Here is a 12,214-nt window from a genome sequence, read left to right on the forward strand (position 1 = left end):
GCCCGCAGCTCCATGCGGCGTCCGACCGCGCCTTCCGACGCTCCTCGCGGGGGCCCGCGCAGGAACCGACGCGCGGCCTGCGATGTTGCCTAGGCATCCCGGCGCCCCGGCGACGCCCCCGCACATGGAGACCTCCACCATGGCCACCACGGTCGGCGACTATTTCTGGGAGCGGCTCAAGGCCTGGGGCGTCACGCGCGTCTTCGGCTATCCGGGCGACGGCATCAACGGACTGCTCGGCGCGCTCGGCCGCCGCGACGGCGACATCGAGTTCGTCCAGGTCCGCCATGAGGAGATGGCCGCCTTCATGGCCTCCGCGCACGCCAAGTTCACCGGCGAGCTCGGCGTCTGCCTCGCGACCTCAGGGCCCGGCGCGTCGCACCTCATCACCGGGCTCTATGACGCGCGGCTCGACCACATGCCGGTGCTGGCGATCGTCGGGCAGCAGGCCCGCACCGCGCTCGGCGCGCATTACCAGCAGGAGCTTGACCTCAAGTCGATGTTCAAGGACGTCGCCGGCGCGTTCTGCGAGCAGGCGACGGTTCCCGGGCAGGTGCGCCATCTGGTCGACCGCGCCTGCCGGATCGCGATCGGCGAGCGACGCGTCACGGCGCTGATCTTTCCGAACGACCTGCAGGAGGAGGCCTATGAGGAGCCGCCGCTCGCGCATGGCGCGGTGCAGTCCGGGGTCGGCTATTCGCGGCCCAGGGTGGTGCCCTTCGACCACGATCTCCAGCGCGCCGCGGATGTCCTGAACGCGGGCGAAAAGGTCGCCATGCTGGTCGGGGCCGGCGCGATGCAGGCGACCGACGAGGTCATGCAGATCGCCGAGCTGCTCGGCGCGGGCGTCGCCAAGGCGCTGCTCGGAAAGGCCGCGCTGCCCGACGATCTGCCTTACGTCACGGGCTCGATCGGCCTGCTCGGCACGCCGGCGAGCGCAGAGCTCATGGAAGGCTGCGACACGCTGCTGATGGTCGGCACCGGCTTTCCCTATTCGGAGTTCCTGCCGGCGCCGGGCAAGGCGCGCACGGTGCAGATCGACCTCGAGCCCGGCATGCTGTCGCTGCGCTATCCGGCCGAGGTTCCGCTCGTCGGCGACGCGGTCGAGACGCTGCGCGCGCTGATCCCCCTGATCAAGGCCAGGCAGGACCGCTCCTGGCGCCGGACGGTCGAGAAGAGCGTCAAGGCGTCCTGGGAGACGATGGAGAACCGCGCGCTGGCGCCGGCCGATCCGGTAAATCCGCAGCGCGTGTTCCGGGAGCTCAGTCCGCGCCTGCCGGACCATGCGATCCTGACCTGCGACAGCGGCTCCTGCGCCAACTGGTACGCCCGCGACCTGAAGATCCGCCGGGGAATGATGGCTTCGCTGTCGGGCGGCCTCGCCTCGATGGGCGCGGCGGTGCCCTACGCGATCGCGGCGAAGTTCGCGCACCCGCAGCGGCCTGTTATCGCCATGGTGGGCGACGGCGCGATGCAGATGAACAACATGGCCGAGCTCATCACCGTCCAGAAATACTGGCGGGACTGGGCGACGCCGAACTTCGTGGTGATGGTGCTCAACAATCAGGACCTCAACCAGGTCACCTGGGAGCAGCGGGTGATGGAGGGCGACCCCAAGTTCGAGGCGACCCAGGTCCTGCCGGACGTGCCCTATCACCGCTTCGCCGAGCTGATCGGCCTGAAGGGCCTCTATGTCGACGATCCGGAGGCGCTCGGCGCCGCCTGGGATGAGGCGCTCGCGGCGGACAGGCCCGTCGTGCTCGAGGTGCGCACCGATCCGGACGTGCCGCCGATGCCGCCGCATCTGACGCTGAAGCAGATCCGCAACTTCATGACGGCGTGGCCTCGCGACCCGAACGCCGGAGCCATGCTCAAGAACACCGCCCGCCAGGCGCTCGCCTCGGTGCTGCCTGGCGGGAAGGACTGAGCAAGGCCCGGCCGCGTCAGCTCGGGCCGAGGAACATCCTGTAGGCGGCGTTGTCGGACTCGTCCTCAAAGGGATATCCGAGGCTCGCGATCTTCTCGTCGAACCGGGGACGATCGGCGGCCGGCACCTGAAGGCCCACGAGCACCCGGCCATAGTCCGCGCCGTGGTTGCGGTAGTGGAACAGGGTGATGCTCCAGTCCGAGCCCACCGCCTCCAGGAACCTGAGCAGCGCTCCGGGGCGCTCGGGGAATTCGAAGCGCAGCACGATCTCGTCCGAGATGCCCTGCCCGCGGCCGCCGACCATGTGGCGGATGTGCAGCTTGGCGATCTCGTCCGAACTGATGTCCAGCACCGAATAGCCGGCGGCCTCCATGCCCGAGATGAGCTCGGGCTTCTCTCGCGCGGCGTCCGTCAGCTTCAGCCCGACGAACACATGAGCCGCGGAGCCGGAGGCGTAGCGGTAGTTGAACTCCGTGATGGTCCGGCCGCCGATCATCTCGATGAAGCGCCGATAGCTGCCCCGCTCCTCGGGAATCGTCGCCGCGAGCAGGATCTCGCGCGCCTCGCCCACCTCCGCCCGCTCTGCGACGTGCCGCAGGCGGTCGAAGTTCATGTTCGCGCCGCTGTTGATCGCGATCAGCGCGCCGCGCGGCTCGCCGCCGCGCGCGGCGTACGCCTTGAGGCCCGCGAGCGACAGGGCGCCCGCCGGCTCGGCGAGGACCCGCGTGTCCTCGAAGATGTCCTTCACGGCGGCGCAGATCTCGTCGGTGTCGGCGGTGAGCACGTCGTCGAGCAGTTCACGGCACAGGCGGAACGTCTCCTCGCCGACCTGCCGGACCGCCACGCCGTCGGCGAACAGACCCACCCGCGGCAGCACGACCCGCTCGTCAGCCTCGAGCGCCGCCTTCATGGAGGCGGCGTCGGCGGGCTCGACGCCGATGACCTTCACCTGCGGCCTCAGATACTTGACGTAGGATGCGATGCCCGCCGCCAGCCCGCCGCCGCCGATCGGCACGAACAGCGCCTCGATCGGCCTCGGGTGATCCTGCATGATCTCGACGCCGATCGTGCCCTGGCCGGCGATCACATGCGGATCGTCATACGGGTGCACGAACGTCATGCCGCGCTCCGCGCCCATCATGCGGGCGAACGCGTAGGCGTCGTCGAAGGTGTCGCCGTGAAGCAGGACCTCGCCGCCGAAGTGCCGGACGGCGTCGATCTTGATCGGCGGCGTCGTCACCGGCATCACGACCAGCGCCTCGACGCCCAGCCGCTGCGCCGACAGCGCCACCCCTTGCGCGTGATTGCCCGCGGACGCGCAGACGACGCCGGCGCGACGCTCGTCCTCCGACAGGCGGGCGATCCGGTTGTAGGCCCCCCGGATCTTGAACGAGAACACCGGCTGCATGTCCTCGCGCTTGAGGAGGACGTCGCGGCCGAGACGCGCGCCGAGCCGGGTCATGCGGTCGAGCGGCGTGTGCGTCGCGACGTCATAGACGCGCGCGTCGAGGATCTCGCGAACGTAATCCATCCGGCTGCTCCCTGGGCGCGGCCGGCTCCGCCTTGCGGAATGTCCATGCCCGCCCACAGAGGGGCTCTAGGCGAGGATGATGAGCTTGCGCAAGCGCGGCCGGCCGGCTCAGTCCGCGGCCGGTCGCCCCGCCGAGAGCGGCGTCCCGCGCTGGGTCACCACCAGCGCGACGCCGGAAAGCACGAGAACCATGGCCGCGACGGCGGGTGGGGTGATCGCCTCGCCGAGGATGGGCGCTGCGGCCAGCACGCCGATCAGCGGCACCAGCAGCGAGCCGGTGGCGGCGGTGGAGGGCGACAGGCGCCGGACGGCGGCGAACCAGGCCAGATAGCAGAGCCCCATCGGCACCGCCGTCATGTAGATCCAGGCGGCGAGTCCCGTGGCGCTCAGGGCGCCGAGCCGGGGCTGCTCGAAAGCGAGGCTGAGCGCGATCATCGGGGCGCTGCCGAGCCCGACCTGCCAGGCGGTGTTGGCGATCGGCGGCAGCGGGACCCCGCCGCGTCCCGTCACGGTGCCGATGGCGAACAGCACCGCGGCCGCGAGCGCGAAGGCGACGCCGGGCAGCTTCGCCGCGTCGAACGCTGCAAGGCTGTCGCCGAACAGGATCAGCGTGCCGGCGAGGCACAGCACGAGCGCTGCGCCCGACCGCAGGCTCGGGCGCGCGCCCAGGACGGGCCAGGCGAACAGCACCGCCCAGACCGGCATGGTGTAGACCAGCAGCGCCGCCTCGCCGGCCTTGAGCCAGAGCAGCGCGAGCGTCGAAAAGCCCATAAAGGCGAAGACGTTGGTGAAGGCGGCCCAGGCCAGCCGCCCCCGCGACCCGCGCGCCGGAAGGAGCCGCTCGCCCCTGAGCGAGGCCAGCGTCGCGAGCACGGCGGCGGCCACGAGGCCGGCCGATCCGCGCGCGAACAGCGGCGGCCATTCCAGCAGCAGCAGCTTGACGATCGGCCAGTTGAGGCCCCAGCCGAGCGTCGCCACCAGCAGGCAGGCCACGCCCGCGCGGTCGATCCGCGCAGGCGTCAGCTCCGCTGGCGCGACCTCAGCGGCCGGCGTTGCGGTAGCGCGCGATCCTGTCATGAAGACCGTCCGGCATCACCGAGCGCACCAGATCCGCCATGTCGGCGTCGCGCGTGTCCGCGCCCGTGAGCGCCAGAAGGCGCTCGGCCGTCTGCGCGGGCAAGCCCTGATGGGCGGCGACGATCTTCTCGGCCTCGGCCTCGAGTTCGGAGCGCTCGACCAGATGGGTCAGCAGGCCGAGGCCCAGCGCCTCCTCGGCCCCGATGGTGCGGTTCTCGAGCAGGATCGCGCGCGCCGCGTCCTGGCCGACGACGCGCGCCAGATGCCGCGTGCCGAGCGCCACCCCGAAGCGGAAGCCGGGGAAGCGGAACCTGGCCTCGCGGGAGCCGATCCGGTAGGCGCAGGACGCCGCGAGATCGGCGCCGGCGCCGAACGCCGCCCCGCCGACGAGCGCGATGGTGACCACCGGCGCATGGCGCACGGCCTGCAGCAGCGTCTCGATCCGCACGAAGCGCAGCAGCAGGTCGCCCTGGCTCTGCTCCTCGACCCCGGTGAAGTCGAAGCCGCCGCAGAACGCCTTGCCCTCGCCCGTGAAGGCGATCGGCTTGCCGTCCGGCAGCGCCGCCTCGAAGGCGGCGAGCAGCGCGTCGACGGTCGCGGAATCGAGCGCGTTCGCCTTCTCGGGCCGGTCGATCGTCAGCGTGCGGAACGCTCCCGCGGCGGCGGAGCCGGCCCTCACAGGGCCTTGGCGTAGCGGCGTTCCGTCCATTCGCTCATCACCTCGTCATTGTGCTCGCCGAGCCGCGGAGGCGTCCGCGTGATCTCGAACTCGTAGTCCGTCAGGCCGATCGGGAAGCCGACCGTCTTGGCTTCGGCCCCGTTCGGCATCGTCACCGGCTGCACCCAGCCCATCTCGTCGACATGCGGGTCGGAGAGGATGTCGGCGAAGTCGTTGATCGGCGCGCAGGGCACGCCCCTGGCGTCGAAGTCCGCGAGCCATTCGGCGGCCGTGCGGGTCGCGAAGATCGGCTCCAGGATCGCGGCCAGCTCGTTCTGGTTCTTCGCGCGCAGCGACTGCGACGTGAAGCGCGGATCGTCCGGCAGGTCCGGCCGGCCGACGATCGCGCAGGTGTCGCGCCACAGCTTGTCGTTGCCGGCGGCGATCGTGAACGGCTTGTCGGAGGCCTGGAACCCCGCATAGGGCGCGTTGCGCGGATGCGCCGAGCCGAGACGGCGCGGCGCGACGCCGGTGCCGAAATACTCGCTCGTCTGCAGCGCAGAGATGCCGAGCAGCGAGCCGAGGATCGAGCAGTCGACATGCGCGCCCTTGCCGGTCTCTCGCGCCCGCATCACGGCCGCCAGGATCACGTAGCCGGCATAGAGACCGGTGGCGAAGTCGCCGACCGGCACGCCGCACTTGACCGGCGGCCGGCCCTCTTCGCCGGTGACGCTCATCAGGCCGCTGATGGCCTGCGCGGTGACGTCGAACGCCCCCTTCTGCGAATAGGGGCCGGTCTGGCCGTAGCCGGTGATCGAGCAATAGACCAGCCGCGGGTTGCGCGCCTTGAGCTGGTCGTAGCCGAGGCCGGCCCGCTTCAGCGCGCCGGGGCGGAAGTTCTCGATGAAGACGTCGGCGTTCTCGACCAGCTCGTAGAGCTTCGCGAGGTCGGCCTTGTCCTTGATGTCGAGCGCGATCGACCGCTTGTTGCGGTTGAGCGAGGTGAAGTTGCCGCTGAACTCGCCTTCGCCCTCGTCGCCGGCGTGCAGCGGGGGCCAGCCGCGCATGCCGTCGCCGCCGTCGGGCCGCTCCACCTTCACCACGTCGGCGCCGAGATCGGCGAGCAGCATGCCGGTGAACGGCCCCGCCGCGATCTGCGCGAATTCGAGCACCCGCAGGCCCTCAAGAGGTCTCACGGACGCTGCGCCGTTCATGCTCATGCCACCAGCCTTTCGCATTCCAGCGCCGCATAGGCGCCGCGATGATAGAGCAGCGGCTCGCCGCCGTGCACATGCACCTTGGCGACCTCGCCGATGATGATGGTGTGATCGCCGCCCTGGCAGATCTCCGAGAGGGTGCATTCGGCCGCGGCGAGCACGCCGTCAAGCAGCGGGCTCCCGAACGCGCCCATCGTGTAGCCGACCGTCTCGAACTTGTTCGCCTGCTTGGAGGCGAAGATCCGGGAGACCTCCGTCTGCTCGCGCGCCAGGAAATGCAGCCCGAAATGTCCGCTCGCGAGCAGCGCCCCGAGCGTGTTCGACTTGTGGTCGAGGCAGATCAGGAACAGCGGCGGGTCGAGCGACAGCGACGTCACCGCGTTGATCGTCACCCCGCAGAGCTCGCCCTCGGGACTCTGGGTGGTGACGACCGCGACGCCCGTCGCGAAGTGGCCCGCGAAGGCGCGCAGTTCTTTCGCGGTGATCTGGTCGGAGACGCACATTTGGGATGAACCTCCCGGAAACGGCCGTGCGGAGACTGGGGTGGCGAAGGCGGGGATCAGGCGGCCGCGGCGAGCGGCCCCTCCAGGCGCAGACCGGCCTGCCGCATCAGCGGCAGCACGCGTTCGCCGAAGAACTTCAGGTCGGGCAGGAAGTCATAGAAGTTGACCTGGACGCCGTCGATCCCGGCGGCCTTGAGCCGCTTGAAGCCGTCCACCACCTGCTCGGGCGTGCCGACGATGTGGACGTTGCCGCCGATCGTCCACTGCTCCTTGGTGGCGGCTTTCCAGGACGCCTGATCCCCGCCCGCGAAGGTCTGGTAGAAATTCTGCGCCGCGACCGGGTCGGCGTTCTCCAGGATCGCATTGTACTGGGCCCAGGCCTCGGCCTCGGTCTCGCGGCAGATGACGTGCGGATTGATCAGCGTGCGGACGTCGCGGCCGATCTCCTGCGCCGCCGCCTTGATCTTGGCGGTGTGCGCGGGCAGCGCCTCGCAGGCCTTGTCGAGATTGGCGCCGGCGGGGCTCGTCACGAAGATCAGGTCCGAATGCTTGACCGCATAGGCGAGGCCCGCGCCCGAGGAGGAGGCGTTGACCAGCAGGCATTTTCCGCCGGCCGGCTTCGGCGCGATGAAGGCGTCCTTCATCTTCCAGAAGCGGCCGTCGATCGTGATGTTCTCGTCCTCGGACCAGAGCCGCTCCATCATGGTCACGAACTCATCGGCCATGACGTAGCGATGGTCGTGCTCGATCGGCTCGAGCCCGAACATCTCGAACTCGCTCTTCTTGTAGCCGGTGACCATGTTGAGGCCCCAGCGGCCGCCGCTCATCTCCGAGATGGTGGCGCCGAACTTCGCCAGATGCAGCGGATGCCAGCCGTAGAGAATGTGGACCGTGGAGACGAGCAGGATGCGCTTGGTGAGCGCCGCGAGCCCGGCTGTGACGAGCAGCGGATCGGTCGCCTTCTCGCGGAACTTCATCTCGCCGCCATAGCCGCCCTTGCCCATCCACTGCGCGAGGCCGAAGACGAGGTCGAAGCCGAGGCGCTCGGCCTCGATGGTGCAGCGGGCGTTGTAGTCGAAGGTCCAGGAGGTCTCGCGCGGGGCCCGTGACGGGCTCCAGGCGCCGGACTGGATCGGCAGGAACAGGCCGAGCATCAGGGGATTGCGCTTGGCGGCCTCGAGCGGCGACAGCGCTGCGTCCTCGCCGCGGTGATTGTGATCGAGCATCATGCGCTCTCCCATGGTTTCGCGCGGGTTGCGCCCCGGCGCTGATCTTTTGCGGGCCACGGCCTAAGCCGCGCCGGCGCCTCTGATCAGATGGTAGACTTCGTGTTTTTCGATTGAAAACGATAGTTTTCGATCAGGCTTCTTCGATTAATTCGATGGGGAGTGGGCCGCCGGGAGAGCGATCGGCGGCCGGCGAGTCTCCTCGCCGGCCGCCGACGTCATAGTCTCCGTGGGCGAACGGAGCCTACGAGGTCGCCGAGACCGGGGTCGGCTTGACCGGCGTCGCCGCCGTGCTCGCGTCGCCCCGGGCCCAACCTTCGTTCGTCGTGTAGTCGGATTGCGACCGATCCTTGAGGAGCAATGCGGAGATCAGGCTGATGGCCGCGATCACCGCGATGTAGATGCTGAGCGCCGTCGAGGTGCCGTAGGTGTGCAGCAGGTAGGCGCAGATCAGCGGCGCCGGCCCGCCCGAGGTCAGCGACGCGAGGTGGTAGCCGATCGAGGAGCCCGAATAGCGGACGCTCGGCGGGAAGCTCTCCGTCGTGAAGGCGGCGAGCGGCGCCCACTGCATGTCGTGGATCGGGATCGAGATCACGATCGCGAACACCACCAGCGCAGGGATCTTGGTGTCCAGCATCCAAAAATACGGGAACGCGAAGGCGAGCATCGTCGCCGCGCCGATCACGTACATCCGCTTGCGGCCGATCTTGTCCGACGCCCAGCCGAAGAACGGATTGGCGAACAACGAGACCACGCAGGCGACGAGCACGCAGTTGAACAGGAACTGTCGATCGAAGCCGAGGTTCTTGGTGCCGTAGGCGAGCAGGAAGGTGGTGAAGATCACGAACGGCGCCTGCTGACCCGTGCGGATCAGGCAGGTGAGCAGGATCTGCTTCCAGTAGCCGCGCACCGCTTCCATCACGGGCGCGCGGGCGAGCTTCTTTTCGCTCTGCAGCCTCTGGAACACCGGCGTCTCCAGCACGCCCAGGCGGATGTACAGCCCGACGCCGATCAGCACCGCGCTGAACAGGAACGGAATGCGCCAGCCGACGGATTCGAACCAGGCGGAGTCGCCGAACTGCGCGGTCAGGGTGAGCGCGCCCACCGCCATCAGCATGCCGAGCGGCGAGCCGAACTGCGGCCAGCTGGCCGCCAAGCCGCGGCTCTTGTTGAACTTCGACCATTCGGTCGCGACCGCGACCGCGCCGCCCCATTCGCCGCCGACGCCGATGCCCTGCAGGACGCGCAGGAACACGAGCCCGACCGCGCCCCAGACGCCGATCGACTCATAGGTCGGCAGCAGGCCGATGAAGACCGTGCTCACGCCCATCAGCATGAGCGTCACCACCAGGGTCGTCTTGCGGCCGATGCGGTCGCCGTAATGGCCGAAGATCAGCGCGCCGAGCGGACGCGCCACGAAGCCGACGAACATGGTCGAGAACGACAGCAGCGTCGCCGAATACGGGTCCGTGGCCGGGAAATAGAGCTTGCCGAACACCAGCGCGGCGGCGAGGCCGTAGAGATAGAAATCATACCACTCGATCATCGTGCCGACGGTCGAGGCGATCACGGCGCGCCGGGCGTGGCGCGCGGTGTCGGCGTCGCTAAGCGCCGACGCCCCCTCATGAGACGCCATCCAGTCCTCCTCACGTCCCTCCCGGGACTATCGTGTCCACGTCGCTGACGCTTGAGCGCCCCAGGGCCGCGACACCCCGTCGTCGCGGCCTTGGGTAAGCGCCCGGCGCGTCCGGGCGCCCGCCTCTGGCTGGGCCAGGCGGGCGTTCTTTTCGTTGAGATCGCGAGGTCGGACCTCCCGATCCGCCCGAACATTATGATCCGGAAAATCCGATTGAAAACGATAGTTTCCGATCGATAGACTTCGAGTTATTCGATGGCGGGGCGGCTCATCCATGAATTTTCGCCAGCTTCAGACCTTCCTGGAAATCGTGCGGCTCGGCAGCTTCGCCGCCGCGGCCGGGAAACTGAACGCCACGCAGTCGACGGTCTCGGCGCGCATTCAGGAACTCGAGCAGGACCTCAGCGTCACGCTGTTCGACCGCAGCCATCGGAAGGCGACGCTCACCGCCAAGGGACGCGAACTGGTGAGCTACGCCGAGCGCGCGCTCGCGCTGCAGAGCGAGATCCGCGAGCAGGTCGGCCCGCGCGAGGCGCTCTCCGGCGTGGTCAGGGTGGGCGTGGCGGAGCTTGTCGCCATGACCTGGTTGCCGGAGCTCGCCGCCCGGCTGCACCGGCTCTACCCGAAGATCACGCTCGAGCTCGACATCTCGCTGACGGCGCCGCTGCGCAACCGTCTGCAGGCCGGCGAACTCGACGTGGCGCTGATCCCCGGCCGCTCCTTCGACACCGGGCTGGTGGCGCGCCCGCTCGGCGCCGTCGAGTTCTGCTGGATGGCGGGGCGCGGCCTCGAACTGCCGGAGCGCCCGCTCGAAGCTTCCGACTTCAAGGCGCTCCGCATCCTGTCGCTCGGCGAGAACTCGGTCCATTTCGAGACCGTGTCGTCGTGGCTCGCGGCGAGCGGCTCGACCCAGCGCCCCGATCTCTGCAACAGCATGACGGTGCTCTCGATCCTCACGGCCGCCGGCGTCGGCATCAGCCTGCTGCCGCCCTCCTGCTACGAGAAGGAGCTCGCCGAGGGCGCGCTGCGCATCCTGCCGAGCCAGCCCCAGCCGCCCCCGATCCCGTTCGCGGCGGTCTACAAGACGCGGCGGCTGACCACGTTGCAGGAACTGGTGGCCGAGACGGCCGTCGAGGTCAGCACCTTCGCCGGGGGGCCCCAGCCCGCGGGCTAGCAGCGCCCCGGCGGCGCATCCGCGCCACCACCTGAGGGCGCGCGCGGCGGCGGCCCACGTGCTATGGGCGAACATCCCTTCGCCGGAGCGGACGCCCCCATGGCCTCGACCGACGCCGCCGCCTATGCGCCGCTGATCCCGGTTCCGGCGGAACGGCGCGTGTTCGCCGCGCGGGATTCGTTCGCGCTGTGGTTCTCGCTCGGGCTCGGCCTGCTGGTCCTGCAGGCGGGCTCGCTGCTGGTTCCGGCGCTCAGCCTCGGCGAGGCGTTCGCGGCCATCGTCTGCGGCAGCGTGCTCGGTGTGCTGCCGCTCGCGCTCGCAGGCATGATGGGCGCCGAGAGCGGCCTTTCCGCGATGGCGACGCTGCGGCCCTCGCTCGGCATCAGAGGCGCGGCGATCCCGGCCGTCCTCAACGTCATCCAGCTGGTCGGCTGGGGCTCGTTCGAGATCATCGTCATGGCGGACGCCGCCGACACGCTGACCACGGGCCTGACCGGGGTCTCGTCGCCCGTCATGTGGACGCTGCTGTTCGGAGGGCTGGCGACCGCGATCGCGGCCGGCGGCCCGGTGTCCTTCGTGCGCCGCTTCCTGCGCGAATGGGGCCTTTACCTGATCCTCGCCGCCTCGGCCTGGCTCACCTACGCGCTGCTCGCCCGGCAGGACCTCGCCGCGCTGTTCGCCCGCCCCGGCCAGGGCGGCATGGGGTTCGGCGCGGCCGTCGACCTGGTGGCGGCGATGCCGCTCTCCTGGCTTCCGGTGATCGCGGACTACGGCCGCTTCAGCCGCACGCCCGACGGGGCCTTCCGGGGCTCCGCGCTCGGCTATTTCCTCGGCAACGTCTGGTTCTACGGGCTCGGCGCGACCTATGCGCTGAGCTCCGGCGGCGAGGCCTCGATAGCGGGCACGCTCGCGCTCGCCGGCGGCGGCTTCGCGCTGCTGCTGATCCTGCTCGACGAGACCGACAACGCCTTCGCGGCGGTGCACTCCGCCGCGGTCTCGACCGGCACGCTGACCCGCGTCCCTGTCCGCCGGCTGGCGCTCGGCTTCGGCGCGCTCTGCACGCTGATCGCGCTGACGCTCCCCCTCACCGAGTATGAGGGCTTCCTGCTGCTGATCGGCTCGGTGTTCGCGCCGCTGTTCGGGGTCGCGCTGGCCGACCACTTCATCGTCCGCCGGCGCCGGATCGACGCCGCCGAGATTGACCGCCGCGGCGGGGCCTACTGGATCTGCCCGCGCCGCGAGTTCAGATCGCCGATGACGGAGCC

Annotated in this window: 10 protein-coding genes; 3 read left to right on the plus strand and 7 right to left on the minus strand. The window is 69.8% G+C overall.

From position 1 onward, the window contains the following. Nucleotides 1–139: 139 nt before the first annotated feature. A complete protein-coding gene (locus ACIKT0_RS06845) occupies nucleotides 140–1,927 on the plus strand; it encodes a thiamine pyrophosphate-requiring protein (RefSeq protein WP_407104614.1) in 1,788 nt (595 codons plus the stop codon). 16 nt (nucleotides 1,928–1,943) lie between these two features. Here the strand turns inward: ACIKT0_RS06845 and ilvA are convergent, their stop codons facing one another. The 7 genes from ilvA to ACIKT0_RS06880 form a co-directional block, all read right to left on the minus strand. Then, nucleotides 1,944–3,515 carry a threonine ammonia-lyase, biosynthetic gene (gene ilvA / locus ACIKT0_RS06850; protein WP_407104615.1) on the minus strand — a complete coding sequence of 524 codons (1,572 nt, stop codon included), beginning with the start codon at nucleotides 3,513–3,515 and terminating at the stop codon, nucleotides 1,944–1,946. Nucleotides 3,516–3,566: 51 nt separating this feature from the next. Then, a complete protein-coding gene (locus tag ACIKT0_RS06855; protein WP_407104616.1) occupies nucleotides 3,567–4,535 on the minus strand; it encodes a DMT family transporter in 969 nt (322 codons plus the stop codon). Continuing rightward, nucleotides 4,498–5,214 carry an enoyl-CoA hydratase/isomerase family protein gene (locus ACIKT0_RS06860; protein WP_407104617.1) on the minus strand — a complete coding sequence of 239 codons (717 nt, stop codon included), beginning with the start codon at nucleotides 5,212–5,214 and terminating at the stop codon, nucleotides 4,498–4,500. Before ACIKT0_RS06860 ends, ACIKT0_RS06855 begins: the two co-directional genes overlap by 38 nt. Continuing rightward, the gene (locus tag ACIKT0_RS06865; protein ID WP_407104618.1) at nucleotides 5,211–6,389 is read right to left on the minus strand and encodes a CaiB/BaiF CoA transferase family protein; all 1,179 of its coding nucleotides are present in this window, start codon (nucleotides 6,387–6,389) and stop codon (nucleotides 5,211–5,213) included. The genes ACIKT0_RS06860 and ACIKT0_RS06865 overlap by 4 nt, the downstream gene beginning before the upstream one ends. Before the next feature lie 20 nt (nucleotides 6,390–6,409). Then, the gene (locus ACIKT0_RS06870; RefSeq protein WP_407104619.1) at nucleotides 6,410–6,913 is read right to left on the minus strand and encodes a flavin reductase family protein; all 504 of its coding nucleotides are present in this window, start codon (nucleotides 6,911–6,913) and stop codon (nucleotides 6,410–6,412) included. A gap of 56 nt (nucleotides 6,914–6,969) precedes the next feature. Then, nucleotides 6,970–8,142, minus strand: a complete 1,173-nt coding sequence (locus ACIKT0_RS06875; RefSeq protein WP_407104620.1) for an LLM class flavin-dependent oxidoreductase — start codon at nucleotides 8,140–8,142, stop codon at nucleotides 6,970–6,972. A gap of 241 nt (nucleotides 8,143–8,383) precedes the next feature. Beyond that, entirely contained in the window at nucleotides 8,384–9,775 is a 1,392-nt protein-coding gene (locus tag ACIKT0_RS06880; RefSeq protein ID WP_407104621.1) for an MFS transporter, read from the minus strand. A 274-nt stretch (nucleotides 9,776–10,049) separates the two neighbouring features. Here ACIKT0_RS06880 and ACIKT0_RS06885 point away from each other — a divergent pair, with 274 nt between their 5' ends. Both ACIKT0_RS06885 and cytX read left to right on the plus strand, forming a co-directional pair. Continuing rightward, nucleotides 10,050–10,949 (plus strand): LysR family transcriptional regulator, encoded by a 900-nt coding sequence (locus ACIKT0_RS06885; RefSeq protein ID WP_407104622.1) that lies wholly within the window; start codon nucleotides 10,050–10,052, stop codon nucleotides 10,947–10,949. Nucleotides 10,950–11,048: 99 nt separating this feature from the next. Then, a partial coding sequence (gene cytX / locus ACIKT0_RS06890) for a putative hydroxymethylpyrimidine transporter CytX (RefSeq protein WP_407104623.1) occupies nucleotides 11,049–12,214 on the plus strand: 1,166 nt, incomplete at its 3' end.

Source organism: Hansschlegelia beijingensis (genome assembly GCF_045505405.1).
GTDB lineage: Bacteria > Pseudomonadota > Alphaproteobacteria > Rhizobiales > Methylopilaceae > Methylopila > Methylopila beijingensis_A.